The organism is Agrobacterium sp. 10T429, from assembly GCF_056393925.1.
In genome coordinates, this window is sequence record NZ_JBFTGV010000008.1 from 16439 (window position 1) to 33704 (window position 17266).

The following is a 17266-nucleotide window of genomic DNA, read 5'->3' on the forward strand; positions in this document are numbered from 1 at the left end:
TCCAGAAAAATAGGAAACTGATGGAGTTTATATTTGTAAAATTGATGTAACGGTGCCCATGCAGCTCGCGCAATCCGACCTTCGTTCTCTCGCCGTCTTCCGCGCCGTCGTGGAGCACAAGAGTTTTCTCGGTGCGCAAATCACGCTCGGGCTGAGCCAGTCCGCTGTCAGTTTCCATATCAAGGCGCTGGAAGACAGGCTCGGTTTCAAGCTGTGTCGGCGAGGGCGATCCGGTTTTGAATTGACGGATCGCGGCGCGCTCGTGCATGAGCGTTCGAAAGTGCTGTTCCTGGCGCTGAACGCCTTCGAAAGCGATATCGGTACGCTCAAGAACCGTATTACCGGTACGTTGCGACTGGGACTTGTGGACAACACGATTACCGATCACGACCTGCCCATTCACCGCATCATCGCCCGCATCAGTGAAAAGGCGCCGGAAGCACGTATCGAGCTGGTGATCGACACGCCGGACGCCCTGTTGTCGGAAATTGCCAATGGCGGCCTCGACATCGCACTTTTACCGGAAACGCTGCCGTATCAGGGCCTGAAGCTTTCGCGCTTCAGGGAGGAGGCGCATTCACTGTATTGCGCGAAGGGACACCAGCTCTTTCATCTTCCCGATGCCGAACTTTCCGTCGAGCGCATCGAATCCTTCGATTTTGTCGTGCGGCCCTATGCCAATATGCGTGAGCTGCAATATTTTCCGCAGGCACGGGCGCGCGCTTCGGCCTCCAACATGGAGGCGCAGGCGATGTTCGTGATGTCCGGCCACTATGTTGGGTATCTGCCTGATCATTATGCGGATGATTGGGTCCAGAAAGGAATTTTCCGGCCGTTGATGGCAGCAAAGACCCGTATCCAGTCCACCTTCGTTATTGCCACGCGGTCCGCTGAAAAGCCTTCGACGGTGCTCGATTTCTTCATTCGCGAACTCGCCGGTTTCGCATCAGAGGCGTTTCACAAGAACGCGCGCATGGCGTAGAGCATACGCCGCTCATAGCCCCGTCGCCGCGAACGCCTACGTATGTTCCAGAGGGGCAAGTGTGATCTCGGGAAGAAATTGCCTTGCCGATGGCATCGCCGTTCGCTATCCATACTTCAATAATTCAAGGATTGTTGAAATATGGATCAGCGTCAGGCTCTTTCGGCATTTGCTGCCCTCTCTCAGGAGACGCGCCTCGCGATCGTTCGAGCACTTGTCGTTGCCGGTCCTGACGGACTGGCCGCCGGTGCAATCGCCGAGCGCATGGGCGTCTCGGCAACGAACGTGTCGTTTCATCTCAAGGAACTGGAGCGGTCTGGCCTGGTCTCGCAACGACGAATATCGAGGTCTATCCTTTACAGCGCCAGCTACGACACTTTGGCCGAGCTTGTGAAATTCCTGGTAGAAGACTGTTGTGCCGAACATCCGGCGATTCTGGAGAATGTCGAGCGAAGCGATGGATGCGCCAGTCCGGCTGGCACTTCGTCCGATGGGGGCAATATCATTGCATAATTCGAAAGTACCTGCTGGCATCGTCTCAGCGCTTGGCCTCACGCAGATCATCGGTTACGGCACTCTCTATTACAGTTTCAGTATTCTTGCCCCCGGCATGGCGGAAGACCTCGGCCTGACATTGGCGGAGGTATTTGGCGTCTTCTCGGTGTCGCTGTTCATCGGAGGTCTGTCGGCAACCTATATCGGCAGGCAGATGGATAGGAGCGGAGCCGCCACGGTGATGACGGTCGGCTCAGGCCTTGCGGCCTTTATGCTGTCGCTCTGTGCCTGGTCACCGTCAGTCGCAATCTTTGCCGTTGCCATCATCCTGCTCGAGGTATCGTCCGGAATGGTGCAGTATCAGGCCGCGTTCGCGACGCTGGTCGAAAGCGATCCCAGAACCGCATCCCGGAGCATCACCTACCTCACGCTGATCGGCGGGTTCGCATCGACGATCTTCTGGCCGATCTCGGCCGCGCTTTCCGAATGGATGTCATGGCGTGAGATCTATCTGGTCTTTGCAGCGCTGAATCTGTTCCTTTGCATGCCTCTACACGTCTGGATCATGCGCGTCGGCAAGACCGGACCGAATGCGGATGCGGCCGTCCCTCGCGAAGCCATAATCGGAGCAATCCCCCACGATGCGCGCCGCCGAAGCATGATCATGGTGTCGTTCGCCTTCGCGCTTCTCGGATTTACGCTTGCCGCGATCCTCGCGCACATGGTGCCGATGCTCGGTTCCATCGGGCTAGGTGGCGCGGCAGTAGTTATAGGATCTCTGTTCGGTCCGGCACAGGTCGCAAGCCGCCTGATCAACATGGTCTTCGGAAAGAACCTGTCGCCGCCAGCGCTCGCCGTCCTGTCGGCGGTGCTGATCGTGTTCGGCATCCTGATCTTGCTGGCAACGCGAGACTGGCTACCGGGGGCAGTCGCGTTCGCAATCTGCCTCGGGCTTGGGTCAGGCATCAACAGCATCGCGCAGGGCAGCCTGCCACTCTATCTGTTCGGATCGGAAGGGTATGGCGCGATTACGGGCAAGATGGCGGCAGCTCGACTGGCGCTCGGAGCCGGGGCACCCTTCGCGTTCGCGGCGTCCATGGAAAACTTTGGCCTAAGCCTGTCACTCATTGGAAACGCATGTCTCGGCGCGGTCAGCATCACGGCATTCGTTGCGGTGGCAGCATCCTGTCGGCGGCCAGCCACCGCAACAACCTAGGTCGTCAGATCGACTTCAGCGAGACCCGCTTCTCCAACTCGACCGTTTCTTCCTTCCGCTCGCTGTAGCGGTCGGTCAAATAGGCCGAGGCATCGCGGGTCATGATGGTGAACTTCACCAGCTCCTCGCAGACATCCACCACCCGGTCGTAATAGGGCGACGGCTTCATCCGTCCGTTAGCATCGAACTCCTGATACGCCCTTGCGACCGACGACTGGTTGGGGATGGTGATCATCCGCATCCATCGCCCGAGGATACGCATCTGGTTCAAAGCATTGAAGGACTGGCTGCCGCCGGAAACCTCCATGACGGCGAGCGTCTTGCCCTGTGTCGGGCGAACAGATCCGAGCGAGAGAGGAATCCAGTCGATCTGCGACTTCATGATGCCGGTCATCGCGCCGTGGCGCTCGGGGCTTACCCAAACCTGCCCTTCCGACCATTGCGAGAGCTCACGCAATTCCTGCACCTTCGGGTGGCTCACGGGTGCTTCGTCGGGCAAAGGCAGGCCCTTCGGATTGAATATGCGAACTTCGCATCCAAGCCGTTCGAGCAGCCGCCCTGCTTCGAAGGCAAGCAAACGACTGTAGGATACCTCGCGTAGCGAACCATAGAGGATCAGAATGCGGGGCTTATGTGTCGAAAAGGCCGGACGCAGAGCATCGAGATCAATCGCGTGCAGGTGCTGGCCCTCAAGTGCGGGGAATGTGTCAGGCAATGCGCTTTCCTTCATCATCGAGGACCTGTTCGCCGTCTTCTTTGGTAAACGGCCCCTTGAATGCGTCTGCCGGAAGTATATCCAGAACCACTTCCGAGGGGCGCGACAACCGCGTACCCATTGGGGTGATGACGAATGGCCGGTTGATCAGGATTGGCGTCTCGAGCATGGCATCGATCAACTGGTCATCGGTCAGTTCAGGATATCCAAGCCCAAGCACCGTATAGGGCGTGCCCTTCTCGCGGATCGCCTCGCGGACGGTCCGCCCGGCGTCGGCGATCATCTTGACGAGTTGCTCGCGGCTCGGCGGGGTCTTCAGATACTCGATCACAGTGGGTTGAATACCGGCGTGCTCAATGAGTGCGAGGGTGTTGCGCGAAGTGCCGCAATCCGGGTTGTGATAGATGGTGACGTCCATGCTCATTGCCTTTCGGTAATTGTGTTTCGGGAAACGGCTGGGGCCGCCTCGTACCAATCCTTCGAGCGGTTCACGATCCAGACGACCGAGAGCATGACCGGAACCTCGATGAGGACACCGACAACGGTTGCCAGTGCTGCGCCTGATTGAAAACCGAACAGGCTAATAGCGGCCGCAACCGCGAGTTCGAAGAAATTGCTTGCACCGATCAGTGCCGACGGACCGGCAATGCAGTGCCGTTCGCCGCTCATCCGGTTCAGAAGATAGGCGAGCCCGGAGTTCAGATAGACCTGGATAAGGATGGGGATTGCAAGCAAGCCGATGACGGCTGGTTGGGCGATAATCTGCTCGCCCTGGAAGGCGAAGAGAAGAACCAGTGTTGCAAGCAGCGCTAACAGCGAAATCGGCTGCAGCCTTGCGAGAATGCGATCGAGCATCCGTGACGTTCCGTCCGCCATGAGCCGGTGCCGGATGAACTGCGCGAGGAAGACGGGCACGACGATATAGAGGGCAACGGAGAGGACGAGCGTGTCCCACGGAACGGTGATTGCGGACAGGCCAAGCAAAAGGCCGACAATGGGAGCAAAGGCGATGACCATGATCGCATCGTTGAGTGCGACCTGCGAGAGCGTGAACAGTGGTTCGCCGCGTGTCAGGTTAGACCACACAAAGACCATGGCAGTGCAGGGCGCTGCGGCAAGAATGATCAGTCCCGCGATATAGGAGTCGATCTGGTCAGCGGGAAGATAGGGGCGGAACAGCCAGCCGATGAAGAGCCAGCCCAACAGCGCCATCGAGAACGGCTTGACGGCCCAGTTGATGAACAGCGTGACGCCGATACCCCGCCAGTAGGTGCCGACCTGCGTGAGAGAGCGGAAATCGATCTTCAGCAGCATCGGAATGATCATCAGCCAGATCAGGATTGCGACCGGGATATTCACCTTGGCAATCTCGGCCGCGCCAATGAGCTGGAAGACGCCGGGCAGCAAATGGCCGAGGGCGACACCGACGATGATGCACAGAAACACCCAGACGGTTAGGTAACGTTCAAATGTGGACATCAGGCGGACTTTCCCGCGTGTGGAGTGCAGCAGGGCGTCAACTCGGCGATCAGCGGAGCGCAAAGCTCTGCCGATCCACCACAACAATCTTTCAGGAGAAACAGCGTCATGTCGCGAAGCTGTTCTATCTGCGCGCGATACATGATGATTCTGCTCTGGCGTTGCGATGATACGAGGCCCGCGCGTGACAGAACATTCAGATGCGCGGACATGGTGTTTTGCGGCACCACCAGCGCGCGCGCGATGTCACCCGCCGGCAAGCCTTCCGGTGCGTGCCGCACCAGAAGCCGAAAAGTTTCGAGACGGGTTGGCTGGGCAAGCGCCGCCAAAGCGAGAATAGCCTGTTCTTGTTCCATATATCCAGATTAATGGAAATATAGGCATAGTCAATGTGTTTTTGCGGGTGTTACCAAACACCACAAACTCCAGGGGATCATTTTACGAATATCGACAGAAACCAATTTCGGGCCGGTTTTTAGTGCGGGAAAATCGTCGGCCCAGTCGCTTCGGCGACTTGGTATTATTGTACATGCGAGTCCGCCTGCATGAGTGGGACGCCACCCATGCAGGCTTGCTTCAATGCATTGCGGACGAAACCGGCAAGCGTTCTGTTCGGCTCACGCGCCCGAACGGTCTCTCTGTTCGCGCCATACGGCGAAAGCTTTCTGGTGTTCGTCCTTCGTGCAGGGATAAAGACCGATGATGGTTGCGCCGCCCTTCACCTGTTCGACCACGAAATCCTCGTAAGCGGTCATTTCCACCGCTTCTGTCGCGATTTCGTCGGCAATTCCGGCGGGGATGACGATGACGCAATCCGCATCACCGACAATGATATCCCCGGGGAAAATCGGGGCATCGCCGCAGCCGATCGGGCCGTTGATTTCAATTGCTTCGTGTTTGGTGAGGTTGGTAGGGCTGGATGGTCGGGTGTGGTAGGCTGGAATATCCAGCTCCGCAATCGTCGCAGCATCGCGGAAACCGCCATCCGTAACGACGCCGGCAGCACCGCGCACCATCAGGCGGGTGATAAGAATATCACCAGCGGATGCGGCGCTCGGGTCTTTGCGGCTGTCCATGACCAGTACGTGGCCGGGCGGGCAGGTCTCAATGGCGACGCGCTGGGGATGTGCGGGGTTGCGGAATTCCACCAGCTGGTTGCGGTCTTCGCGGGCGGGCATGTAACGCAGCGTGAATGCAGGCCCGACCATGTTCGCGCCCTTGTGGCCAAGCGGGTGGACGCCCTGAATGACCTGGTTGCGCAGGCCGCGCTTGTAGAGTGCGGTTGCGAGGGTGGCGACGGAAACCGTCATCAATTTTTCCCTGGTTTCTGTATTCATCTTATTCTCCTCGAATAGCGTGAGTGTCTGCACATCAGTTTTTGTGGATCGGTTCGTCTATGAAAACGCCGCCCTGGTATTTCGCGATTGCGGCATCCGGATCAGGGCGAGGGACATCCCGTTCGATATCGGCCCGGAAGCGTGCGGCATTATCCCGCCGCTGCCAGCCGAGAAAATCGACGTGGGAATTATCCCACCAGCTGTCGTCATTGGCAGAGACGCCCCAGATGACCGGGCAACCGAGTTTTGGCGCGTGAAATACGGCCTCTACCAGGGAGACCAGATCGTCATGGCTGAGCCAGGTGGATAACATGCGCCAGTTGGTGGGCTTCTCTTCGCAGGAGCCAATGCGGACGATGGCCGTTTCCTGTCCGAATTTGGAATGGTAGAGGCTCGCCATTGCCTCGCCGAAAATCTTCGAGACGCCGTAAAGGCCATCCGGCAAAAACGGTGTCTGCGGCGATAGCTGCTCACCCTGCGGATAATATCCGATGGTGTGGTTGCTGGAGGCAAACAGGATGCGTGGCATGCCAGCAAGCCTTGCTGCCTCGTAAAGATTATAGACACCGCGCAGATTGGCGGCCTCGATGGGATCGTAAGCCTTTTCGACGGAGATGCCGCCGAGATGGACGATGCCGTCGCAATCCTTGACCAGCGTATGGACGGCGCCACCGTCCTCCAGAGAGCAGCGGATGATCTCTTCATTCGCTGCCGCCGCACCCATATCAACCACATCCGAAAGGCGGATGATCTCCGCGAGATGGCCGAGCCTGCCGCGCAACATGCTGCCCAGCTTGCCGCCGGCGCCCGTAATCAGCAAACGTTTCATCATTTTGCGCGCTCCCGTCTCAGAATATGTCGGGTTCGCCAGCTGTGCGGCCGAAATCCGTCTGCAGGAAATCGAAATCGCATCCGGCATCCGCCTGGGTAACGTGTTTCGAGAAGATGTAGCCATAACCACGCTCGTAACGCGGCGGCGGCGCCTGCCATGCGGCCCGACGCTGGGCGATCTCCTCTTCGCTGACCAGCATGTCGAGACGGCGCTGGGGCAGATCGAGCCGCACGATATCGCCGGTCTTCAGCAGGGCAAGTGGACCGCCGACGAAGCTTTCCGGCGCGACATGAAGAACGCAGGCGCCATAGGAGGTGCCGGACATGCGGGCATCGGAAATGCGCACCATATCGCGGTGACCCTTCTTGATCAGCGCCTTGGGGATGGGCAACATGCCCCATTCGGGAAAGCCTGGGCCGCCAAGCGGGCCCGCATTACGCAGAACCAGAACGTGATCGGGCGTCACATCCAGATTTTCATCGTCGATCGCCGCCTTCATCTCAGGGTAGCTATCGAAGACCAGCGCCGGACCTTCATGGAAATGGAGTTTCGGATCGCAGGCGGCGGGCTTGATCACAGCACCATCCGGGCAGAGATTGCCGCGTAGAACGGCAAGCGATCCTTCAGCGTAAACAGGGTTATCCAGCGAGCGGATGACGTCGTCATTATAGACCCGCGCGCCTTCGAGGTTTTCGCCCATGCTGCGGCCGGTGACGGTGAGCACGGAACAGTCCAGACGGCTTTCGATCTGCTTCATCAGGGCTCGCAGACCGCCCGCATAATAAAAATCCTCCATCAGGTAATCTTTGCCGGAGGGGCGAACATTGGCGATAAGCGGCGTCACGCGGCCGAGTTCGTCCAGCTCGTCCAGCGTCATCGGCACACCGGCGCGGCGCGCCATGGCAATCAGATGCACGACGGCATTGGTGGAACAACCGGTCGCCATGGCAACGATGGCCGCATTCCGAAACGCGGGCGCAGTCAGAATACGATCCGGGGTCAGCTCCTCGGCCACCATTTCCACAATGCGACGGCCACAGCCTGCCGACATGCGCTGGTGTTCGGCGTCCACCGCCGGGATGGAGGAAGCGCCGGGCAAAGTGAGACCGAGCGCATCGGTGATTGCCGTCATGGTCGATGCCGTACCCATGGTCATGCAGACGCCGGCGGAGCGGGCAATGCCGCCCTGCACGCCGCGCCATTCTTCATCGGTCACGTTACCGGCCCGGCGCTCGTCCCAGTATTTCCAGGCATCGGAGCCGGAGCCCAGCACCTTGCCGGCATAGTTGCCGCGCAGCATCGGCCCGGCCGGAAGATAGATCATCGGCACGCCGGCCGAGATCGCTCCCATGACGAGGCCGGGGGTGGTCTTGTCGCAACCACCCATCAGCACCACGCCATCCAGCGGATGCGAACGGATCATTTCCTCCGTCTCCATGGCGAGCATGTTGCGATAGAGCATGGAGGTCGGCTTGGTGAAACTCTCATCGACCGAAAGCGAGGGCATCTCGACCGGGAAGCCACCTGCCTGTAGAACGCCGCGCTTCACATCCTTCACACGTTCGGGAAAATGCGAGTGACAGGTATTCAGCTCCGACCAAGTGTTGAGAATGCCGATGACGGGCTTGCCGGCAAAATCCTCCTCCGAATAGCCAAGCTGCATCATGCGTGAGCGGTGGCCGAAACTGCGCAGATCGTCGGGCGCGAACCAGCGGGAGGAACGGAGTTTTTTGTCGGTCATGTCAAAGGTCCTGCTTTACGGGGGCGTGGCGACGGAGGCTTAGTCCTGCTTCAGCGTAAGCCCGCTTTTCGTATCGAAGAGGTGGATATGTTGGAGCGGCGCCGACATGCGGATGACTTCGCCAGCTGATGTCGATGTCTGCCCCGCAAGATGCAGGGTGACGTGGCTGCCGTCACCGAGGTTGCCATAGAGATAGGATTCCCCGCCGAGCTGCTCTGCCGTGCGCACGGACATGGTCACCGCACCATCCGGTGTGGGCTGCACATGGTTGGGGCGAATGCCGAGCGTGACCCTCTGGCCGGGTGCGTAGGAAAAGCCGCTCTGCGGCAACGGGATCAATTCGCCGGTCGCGATTTTAAGGGACGGCTGACCTTCTGCTACTACTTCGCCGGCGAAGAAGTTCATCTTCGGCGAACCGATGAAGCCTGCTACGAAAAGGTTTGCGGGGCGATTATAAAGATCGAGGGGAACGCCGAACTGCTCGAGCTTTCCGGCGCGCAGCACGGCAATCTTGTCGGCCATCGTCATGGCCTCCACCTGATCGTGGGTCACATAGATCATGGTATTGCCAAGACGCCGATGCAGGCTGGAAATCTCGCCGCGCATATCCACGCGCAGTTCCGCATCGAGGTTCGACAGCGGCTCGTCAAACAGGAAAACCCGCGGTTCGCGCACGACAGCGCGACCGATCGCGACGCGCTGTCGCTGGCCGCCCGACAGATCCTTCGGCCGCCGCTCAAGCAGCTGGTCGATCTGCAGCATCTTGGACACCTGTGAGACCTTCTCGACGATGTCTTTTTTCGGAGTGCCGATGTTTTCCAGGCCGAAGGACAGGTTTTCCCGGACCGTCATATGCGGGTAGAGCGCGTAGGACTGGAACACCATGGCAAGCCCGCGATCGGCAGCCGGAACCGCGTTCACCACATCGCCGCCGATGACGATATCGCCGCCGCTCAGCTCTTCAAGACCGGAGATCATGCGCAGCAGCGTCGATTTTCCGCAACCGGACGGGCCGACGAAAACACAGAACTCGCCGTGCTTGATATCGAGATCGATACCCTTGATGACGTCGAGGGCGCCATATGTTTTTTTGACCTGACGAAGCTCTATACTTGCCATTGTGTCATTCCCTCCCTTGAGGATCATTTTCCGCCGGTCGATGCGATGCCGGTGGCGATATATTTTTGCAGGAACATGAAGACCAGCGCGATTGGCGCCAATGTCAGCACCGTCATGGCCAGCAGGTTGCTCCACTCTGTCGTCATTTCTCCCTGGAAGGAGTTGAGCGCCAGTTGCAGGGTGAAATTGTCGTTGCGCGTCAGCACGATAAGCGGCCACAGGAAGTCGTTCCAACGCCACATGATGGCGAGGATGGCCAGCACCGCGAGCGCCGGTGCAGACAGCGGTAGGATGATGCGCCAGTAGATTTTCCATTCGCTGGCCTTGTCCATGCGTGCCGCATCGAGGATTTCATCCGGGATGGTCAACATGTATTGGCGCAGCAGAAATACCCCGGTCGGTGTGGCCGCTCCTGGAATGATCACACCCCACAGGCTGTTGATCATGCCGAGCTGGCTGGTGATGAGAAAAAGCGGAACGAGCACGACGGTCTGCGGGATCATCAACGTTCCGACGACGAGTGCCAGAACCACGCCTCTGCCCTTGAAGCTGTATTTCGACAGTGCAAAGGCCGCCATGGAGTTCACGATCAGCATGATGACGGTCGACGTCACGGTGATGAAGGTCGAGTTCCAGAAATAAAGCGGAAAGTTGAAGCGCTGGAAAAGCTCGGTGTAGTTCTCCGTCGCCAGTGCAACCTTCTCGGCCGGGCGCAGCTCGTTGAACGGCATCTTCATGACTTCGCCGGGCTTTGCCGGATCCACCACCTGGGCGACGAGCCCGACGCGCCTGATCATGCCGAGCTTGCGGCCTTCCTTGTCGACAAAGGCCGGCAAAGGTGCGGCCTGACCGTCAATGACCACGGTTTCCTGCGCATAGGGAAGCAGGCGTGGCGGAAACCGCTGGAGGTCGGCTTCCGTCTTGAAGGAGGAGAGAACGAGCCAGAGAACGGGTCCGAACATCATCAGAACGGCAACGCCGAGATAGGCGTAGGACAGCCAGTCGGTCCAGTGCAATTTGCCGTTTCTGCCGCGTGTGCGGGTTAGAAATGCGCCAATCCTAGCCATCGACTTTGCTCCTGTTGGCCCGGAATTGCAGGGCAGTCAGCACCACGAGAACCACGGCAAGCAGCAGCGAAGCGGCCGCGGCCAGTCCGAAGTTGCGGGGTGTTCCGGCAAAACCAGTCTGATAGATGAATTGAATGATGAAGGTCGTTGCCGAACCCGGCCCGCCGCCGGTAAATGCGAACACTTCATCGAAGGTCTGTACGCCCTTGATGAGGGACAATACGAGAACCACGAGCATGGTCGGGGCGAGAAGCGGCATTGTGATCCGGCGGAAAATCCGCCACGGGCTTGCCTTGTCCAGCTGTGCCGCCTCATAGACGTCACGCGGAATGGCCTGAAGGCCGGCAAGCAGAATGAGCGTGTAAAAGCCCATATGCGCCCAGACGGACAGGAATACCGACCATCCAAAGGCAAGGTTGGCCTCCAGCAGCCAGTCCACCGAACCGATACCGAGGGAATCGAGCGCAGCGTTCAGGACGCCGAAACGCTGCAATATCCACTTCCATATCAGCGCCACGACCACCGGTGAAAGCAGCACGGGAAAGAAGAAGACGGCGCGGAAGAAACCGCGTGCCCTGATGTCACGGTTGAGCACGACCGCCGTAATCAGCGAGAAGCCCACCATGAACCCGACCTGCAGCACCACGAAGAAAAGCGTGTTCCAGACGGAGCGCCAGAAAAGATCGCGCTGACAGGAATTGGGATCGAAATAGTTCTGGCACGAGAGAAGGACCGAGAAGTTTTCGCCGCCCACGGAGGGGCGTTCCGACAGCAGGATATGCTCGCTGCCGGTCACTGAATAAGCCATGTTGAGAACGATCGGCAAAAACGCGAAGACCGCAAACAACAGGAGATTGGGTGTCAGAAACACCCATGCGATGCGCCGATGCCCGAGCATTTTCTGCAAGAGGGCGAAAGGCAGCTCTATGATGCCCATGACGGGCGCAAGAAGTCTGTACATTGATGGTCCTCCTTCGATCCGGCGCGGCGCGGCAAGGCCGCGCCGGAAGGCGATGGATCACTTCGCCTGTTTCAACGCTTCCTCAAGATCGGCCTTCGCACGTGTCATGGCGTCGTCAACCGAGCTTTCGCCAACAATCGCCTGCGTGACGCGCTGGACGGAAATGTTGAACATCGCGCGGTTGTTCTTGTAGCCCTGATAGGCGTAGGCGACGGGGCTGATACCGGGGACCTGATCCAGCCACGCGTTCATGGCCTTCTGGGTCGCCGGGGTTGCGCCGGTGTAGTCGATAGGCTTTGCGCCGACGGCCTTGTGAGCCGGGACGTTGCGGGTACGGACGGTGAAATCGAGGTAATTTTCGTCCTGCGCGAGGAAGTTCAGAATATCCGCGACGATCTTGGGGTTCTTGGTCTGTTTGAAGCCCACGATACCCGTTCCGCCCGGCATGCCGGTGCATGCGGCCGGTCCGCATGGCTGCGACACGACTTCCCAGTCGAAAGCATCGCCGACCTGACTGTCGAAGCGCGCTGTCTGCCAGCTGCCGGAATAATAATAGACGAGCTGACCGTTGATGAATTCCTGCGCCGCATCGCGGTAGGTGTTGCCACCCTGACCGGCCCAGACGTCGCGCGCCATGGTACCGTCCTTGTTCCACTCGACGAATTTCTTCACGAAAGTGGTGAAGCCCTCGTCGACCAGGATCGGCTTGCCGTCGGCGTCGAAAAGTTTCGCACCGTAGGAAATAGCCGGACCGGCGATACGGTGACCGGAGCGGTCGATCGCCATCGGATATGGCGAGCCGGTGGCCTTGGCCACTTCATTTGCTGCCTTCGCCCAGTCGTCAAAAGTCGCATCCTTGCCGGGAACGGCGACTTTCGCCTGATCGAACAAGGTGCGGTTGATGAAGGCGCCGGTAATGGTAAGCTGCGTCTGCATACCATAGATGCCCTTGTCGTCGGGGCCGCTACGATACCATTTCAGCACATCGCCGAAATTGTCCTGCCAGTACTTCGCATCCACGTAGGGCGTCAGGTCGAGATAATAGCGATTGAGGCCGCCAAGATCGGTGACGGTTGCGAAATCCGGGCCGCTGCCGCCGGCGAGCTGCACCGGCAGGCCTTCGAGAAGCGCCTTGTAGGGCACGATATCCGTAACGATCTTGACGTCAGGATGCTGTTTTTCGTAACGCGACAGGATGTCCTTCAGGACTTCGCAGCCGTTGCCGTCATAGGCGCAGGTGAAGCGAACTTCCTGTGCCTCAGCGGCACCGGCAAAAAATGCCGTCCCGAGGGCCAAGGCAAACGCCAGGCTGTATTTTCTGCTCATCTGGTTTCCTCCCTTTAGATGATTATGCCGTGGCGGACGCGCGCGGAGCCCAACCCTTGAGCCGCTCATTGTCAGCGGTCAGCGGCAGGCGAACGGCCGTGCCTTCCTGTACCGATGTGTAGATTGCGGTTACGAGTTCGATGGACTGCAAGCCGTCCGTAATCGTCACTTCCTTGCCCGCGCGACCCTCCATCGCATTGGCAATCGCCTCGACAAAACCGGTAAAGCCGTTTTCGCCATCTTTAACCGTTGCGAGAACGGCGTCGATCTGGTCCTGCGTGGTCGGCGCCCGCGCCGTAAAGTGCCATTTATCTTCCGCCGGACGATAGGGCAGCGTTCCGCTTTCGGCCGTGAAGCCTTCGAAGCAGAACCGCAGACGGGACGTGTCGTCGGCTGCACCAAGCGTGACCGAGCTGGTGGCGAGCGCGCCGCTCTTCATGCGGAAGCTGATGGCGGCGCAGTCTTCCGTCTCGATCCTGTTCACCCGGGTGTCGGCCATGGCGAAGACCTGTTCCACCGGACCTAGGACATGGCACAGAAGGTCGTGGGCATGGATGGCGTGACCGAGGATCGCGCCGCCGCATTCACCCTTCCAGGTGCCGCGCCAGGGAATGTCGTAGTAGCTCGCGCCACGGTTCCAGTGAACTTCCGAGCTTGCCACATAGGCTTTGCCAGCAAGTCCGGCGTCGATGAGGGCGCGCAGCTGCCGTAGGGCGGGACCAAAACGATACTGGAAAACCGGAAAGACGCGCCGTCCGGTCTTCTTGACAGAGTCCATCAGCGCATTTGCTTCCTCCAGCGAACGCACCAGCGGCTTTTCGCAGACCACGTCCTTGCCGGCCGCGTGGGCCTTAAGCATTACGGGGAAATGCAGATGCGGCGGCAGGCAGACGTCTATGAGCGAAATGCTTTCATCGGCGAGGACTTCTTCGAGATCCGCCGTGATGCGGATGGAAGAATTTTCGCCAGCCACCGCCCGTGCCCGCTCCACATCAAGATCGCAGATCGCCTTGACGGTGAAACGTTCCGGCAGCGCCAGATAACCGGTGAGATGCTGTGCGCCGATACCGGCGCCGATAATGGCGACGCCGATCATGCTGCGGTTCCTTCAGCCTTGGCCTGCGCCTGAAGCGAGAGGTCACAAACCTTGAAGACGTGTTCCTGCGTCATGGCAGTTTCCGTGCGGTTGCGGATATCGTCGCATACACGGGCGAAGTAGGGCAGGCCGGCACCGGATGCGTCGATATATTCGCAACGGTCGCCATTGACGAGGATCAGACGGTCTGTGCCCTCGGTGTTGCCGACATCGACGTATTTGCGCAGTTCGATGTAACCTTCGGTACCGAGGATCGTCAGGCGGCCATCACCCCATGTCGGCAGTGCATCGGGTGTGTACCAGTCGACGCGGATATACCCATGGCCCTTGTCGCCGCGCAGCACGACTTCGCCGAAATCCTGCAGGCCCGGATCGCCCGGATTGGCGTAATTGGCAACGGTGGCAGATACGATCTCAACTTCGGTGGAGCCCGTAAAGAACATGAACTGGTCGATCTGGTGGCTGGCAATATCGGTGAGAATGCCGCCATAGGCCGCGCGTTCGAAGAACCATGTCGGGCGGATTTGTCGGTTCAGGCGGTGCGGACCAAGGCCAACCGTCTGGATGACGCGGCCGATGGCACCCTGTGCAACCAACTCGGCGGCTTTCGTGACGCTCGGGACTTCGAAGCGTTCGGAAAAATCGACGGTCCAGATTCTTTTGGTCTTGGCAACGGTCTGGCGCAGGCGCTCAAGCTGGTCGAACGTGGTGCAGCCCGGCTTGTCGGACATGACGTCCTTGCCCGCTTCCATGGCAGCGATGGCAAGATCGGCACGCTTGGACGGAATGTCGGCAATGATGACGAGATCGATGGTTTGGTCAGCCAGCAAATCCTCCTTGGAGGCAGCACGCGGCACGTCCGGGAAGCGCTTTACGAAACCTTCGACCACGTCCGGCTCGCCTTGCGTCCACCAGCCCGCGAATTGCGCACCGGCATCCAGCATGTTCTGCGCCATGCCGAAAATGTGCCTGTGCTCTATGCCGAGAGCCACGAACTTGATTGGTTTACTCATCCTGCAGTTCCACTTCCTTGCCGGTTTCGGCTGAGTTGATGATCGCGTCGATCAGTCTGTGAGACAAAAGAGCTGCTTCACCGGTGACGACCGGCGGGCGCCCTGAAGAAATGGCGTCGACGAAATCGTCGAAAACGCCCTGATGCCATTCATGCGTGAAAGCCATGGGATCGGCGCCGCCACCGGTGCCGGAAGCGGCACCACCGAAGGTTTCCTGGCGGCCGTCGCGCCAGTCGACATGCAGCAGGCCGGATGCGAGCCGCAGGCTTGCCTTGTCGAAATGGAGGAGAATGGATTCAGGCGCACCGGGAAAGCTTGCGGTGCTCGCGACGAGCGAGCCGACGGCGCCGTTTTTGAAACGAAGGCCGGCCGATACGTAATCCTCGGTTTCCATCTTGTGAAAACGCGTCGTTGCCGCCATGGCCTGCACGCTGGCCACAGGGCCTGCAAGGCTCAGGGCCAGATCGATCGTGTGGATTGCCTGCGATATCAGAACGCCGCCGCCGTCACGCACAAGCGTGCCGCGTCCCGGCTCATCATAATAGGCCTGGGTACGCCACCACGGCACCGAAATCTCGCAAAGGCCTAGTTCGCCAAGCGTGCCGGATGCGACCAGTTCGCGTGCCTTTTGCGATGCGGCGCGCATGCGGTGCTGGAAAATGATACCGAGCGTTACACCCGCATCGCGGCAGAGCGCTACCAGATCGGCCGCTTCCCGAGTGTTGCGGGCGACAGGCTTTTCGAGAAGAATGTGTTTGCCGGCTCTTGCAAGCGGACCGACGATATCGGCGCGGGCATTGGGCGGCGTTGCGATGATGGCGAAATCGACATCGCCGTCACGCGCGGCTTCCTCGATTGACGCGTATACGGCAACGTGGTGACCGGTGTGTTTTGCCGCTTCGGCAGCCAGCGCTTTCGCGCGGCCGGAGCCACCGTCGACAATCGCTTTCAGGCGGATTTTTTCAGGGCTTGCCGCACAAGCAAGCACGTGCGTCTTCGCTACCATTCCGGCACCAACGATGACGCAGGTCTTGATATTTTGCATTCGGGAGCCTCCTTCCCATGGCCATTCAATTGCATACCGGTATGCCGGTTGTCAACACACCAGTGTTCCGGTATACCGGTTATAGAGAAAGACATTTGGAGAGCGTATGCCAAAGATCCCGATGACAGGCGGCACGGTGCCGATGATGGAACGACTGGATTTCAACCGACCGGTTGTGGACCAGATCTATTCGGCGCTGAAATCTGCCATCCTTTCGCGGGAGCTGTTTCCGGGCCAGGCCGTGTCGGAAAACGAGATTGGCCAGTCCTTCAACTCCAGCCGCACCCCGGTGCGCGAGGCGTTGAGCCGGCTGCGAGATGACGGTTTGATCGTCACCCTGCCGAGCCGCGGGACCTATGTCTCCAGACTGTCGGACAAAAATATCCGCAGCGCGCAGTTCATTCGTGAGGCGCTGGAGGTTGCCGCTGCCCGCAGGCTCTGCCAGACCGGCATTCCGGCCGAAGCGGACCAGGAAATCCTGCATGCGCTGGAAGGCCAGCGTGTGGCGATGGAGCTTGGCGACAAAAAGGCCTTCCGTATCCATGACGACCAGTTCCACAGCGCCCTTGCCGCCGCAACCGGCCTCGAAAGGCTGGAGACCCTGTTGATCCGGGAAAAGGCTGGGCTAGACCGCCTGCGAGCGCTGGCGATTACCGACGAAGCACACATGGCCAGACTGCTGACGGAGCATGAGGCCGTCTACAATGCAATAAAGGCGCGTGAGGAGGAGAGCGCGGTGGATTATCTGCGCCAGCATCTCCGCCGCGTCCTCGGCATTCTGTCGCAGATCTTCGAAGCACATCAGGAATATTTCGAATAACGCCACGCTGCGCAATTCAACG

The 17266-nt window shown here is 59.3% G+C and carries 18 protein-coding genes; 4 read left to right on the forward strand and 14 right to left on the reverse strand.

Going from position 1 to position 17266, the window contains the following annotated elements; all coding sequences use genetic code 11:
• Positions 1-58 precede the first annotated feature (58 nt).
• The 3 genes from AC1DCP_RS17940 (at position 59) to arsK (ending at position 2693) form a co-directional block, all read left to right on the forward strand.
• Positions 59-982: a LysR family transcriptional regulator gene (locus AC1DCP_RS17940; RefSeq protein ID WP_476774567.1), complete on the forward strand. Its 924-nt coding sequence runs from the start codon at positions 59-61 to the stop codon at positions 980-982.
• Positions 983-1123: 141 nt separating this feature from the next.
• The gene (locus AC1DCP_RS17945; protein WP_476774519.1) at positions 1124-1495 is read left to right on the forward strand and encodes an ArsR/SmtB family transcription factor; all 372 of its coding nucleotides are present in this window, start codon (positions 1124-1126) and stop codon (positions 1493-1495) included.
• Complete coding sequence (arsK, locus tag AC1DCP_RS17950) at positions 1488-2693, forward strand: arsenite efflux MFS transporter ArsK (protein WP_476774520.1); 1206 nt, start codon at positions 1488-1490, stop codon at positions 2691-2693. The genes AC1DCP_RS17945 and arsK overlap by 8 nt, the downstream gene beginning before the upstream one ends.
• 4 nt (positions 2694-2697) lie before the next feature.
• Here the strand turns inward: arsK and arsH are convergent, their stop codons facing one another.
• The 14 genes from arsH to AC1DCP_RS18020 form a co-directional block, all read right to left on the reverse strand.
• Positions 2698-3426, reverse strand: coding sequence for an arsenical resistance protein ArsH (gene arsH / locus AC1DCP_RS17955; protein ID WP_476774521.1), 729 nt, complete (start codon positions 3424-3426; stop codon positions 2698-2700).
• Positions 3401-3826 carry an arsenate reductase (glutaredoxin) gene (gene arsC, locus AC1DCP_RS17960; protein WP_476774522.1) on the reverse strand — a complete coding sequence of 142 codons (426 nt, stop codon included), beginning with the start codon at positions 3824-3826 and terminating at the stop codon, positions 3401-3403. The genes arsH and arsC overlap by 26 nt, the downstream gene beginning before the upstream one ends.
• Positions 3827-3828: 2 nt before the next feature.
• Complete coding sequence (arsB, locus tag AC1DCP_RS17965; RefSeq protein WP_111788747.1) at positions 3829-4887, reverse strand: ACR3 family arsenite efflux transporter; 1059 nt, start codon at positions 4885-4887, stop codon at positions 3829-3831.
• The gene (locus AC1DCP_RS17970) at positions 4887-5243 is read right to left on the reverse strand and encodes an ArsR/SmtB family transcription factor (protein WP_003518041.1); all 357 of its coding nucleotides are present in this window, start codon (positions 5241-5243) and stop codon (positions 4887-4889) included. The genes arsB and AC1DCP_RS17970 overlap by 1 nt, the downstream gene beginning before the upstream one ends.
• 261 nt (positions 5244-5504) lie before the next feature.
• Complete coding sequence (locus AC1DCP_RS17975) at positions 5505-6224, reverse strand: ribonuclease activity regulator RraA (protein ID WP_003518042.1); 720 nt, start codon at positions 6222-6224, stop codon at positions 5505-5507.
• A gap of 34 nt (positions 6225-6258) precedes the next feature.
• The gene (locus tag AC1DCP_RS17980; protein ID WP_111804757.1) at positions 6259-7056 is read right to left on the reverse strand and encodes an NAD-dependent epimerase/dehydratase family protein; all 798 of its coding nucleotides are present in this window, start codon (positions 7054-7056) and stop codon (positions 6259-6261) included.
• A 16-nt stretch (positions 7057-7072) separates the two neighbouring features.
• The gene (gene araD, locus AC1DCP_RS17985) at positions 7073-8797 is read right to left on the reverse strand and encodes an L-arabinonate dehydratase (RefSeq protein ID WP_003518044.1); all 1725 of its coding nucleotides are present in this window, start codon (positions 8795-8797) and stop codon (positions 7073-7075) included.
• A 39-nt stretch (positions 8798-8836) separates the two neighbouring features.
• Positions 8837-9916: an ABC transporter ATP-binding protein gene (locus tag AC1DCP_RS17990; protein ID WP_003518045.1), complete on the reverse strand. Its 1080-nt coding sequence runs from the start codon at positions 9914-9916 to the stop codon at positions 8837-8839.
• Between the two features lie 23 nt (positions 9917-9939).
• Positions 9940-10983 (reverse strand): carbohydrate ABC transporter permease, encoded by a 1044-nt coding sequence (locus AC1DCP_RS17995; protein WP_003518047.1) that lies wholly within the window; start codon positions 10981-10983, stop codon positions 9940-9942.
• Complete coding sequence (locus AC1DCP_RS18000; RefSeq protein WP_003518048.1) at positions 10976-11944, reverse strand: carbohydrate ABC transporter permease; 969 nt, start codon at positions 11942-11944, stop codon at positions 10976-10978. Before AC1DCP_RS18000 ends, AC1DCP_RS17995 begins: the two co-directional genes overlap by 8 nt.
• A gap of 57 nt (positions 11945-12001) precedes the next feature.
• Positions 12002-13270 carry an ABC transporter substrate-binding protein gene (locus AC1DCP_RS18005; RefSeq protein ID WP_003518050.1) on the reverse strand — a complete coding sequence of 423 codons (1269 nt, stop codon included), beginning with the start codon at positions 13268-13270 and terminating at the stop codon, positions 12002-12004.
• A gap of 22 nt (positions 13271-13292) precedes the next feature.
• Positions 13293-14366 (reverse strand): Gfo/Idh/MocA family protein, encoded by a 1074-nt coding sequence (locus AC1DCP_RS18010; RefSeq protein ID WP_060642177.1) that lies wholly within the window; start codon positions 14364-14366, stop codon positions 13293-13295.
• Positions 14363-15379 carry a Gfo/Idh/MocA family protein gene (locus AC1DCP_RS18015; RefSeq protein WP_003518052.1) on the reverse strand — a complete coding sequence of 339 codons (1017 nt, stop codon included), beginning with the start codon at positions 15377-15379 and terminating at the stop codon, positions 14363-14365. The genes AC1DCP_RS18010 and AC1DCP_RS18015 overlap by 4 nt, the downstream gene beginning before the upstream one ends.
• A complete protein-coding gene (locus AC1DCP_RS18020; protein WP_476774523.1) occupies positions 15372-16424 on the reverse strand; it encodes a Gfo/Idh/MocA family protein in 1053 nt (350 codons plus the stop codon). Before AC1DCP_RS18020 ends, AC1DCP_RS18015 begins: the two co-directional genes overlap by 8 nt.
• A gap of 106 nt (positions 16425-16530) precedes the next feature.
• Here AC1DCP_RS18020 and AC1DCP_RS18025 point away from each other — a divergent pair, with 106 nt between their 5' ends.
• Positions 16531-17244, forward strand: a complete 714-nt coding sequence (locus AC1DCP_RS18025) for a GntR family transcriptional regulator (RefSeq protein ID WP_003518055.1) — start codon at positions 16531-16533, stop codon at positions 17242-17244.
• The last annotated feature ends 22 nt before the right edge of the window (positions 17245-17266 follow it).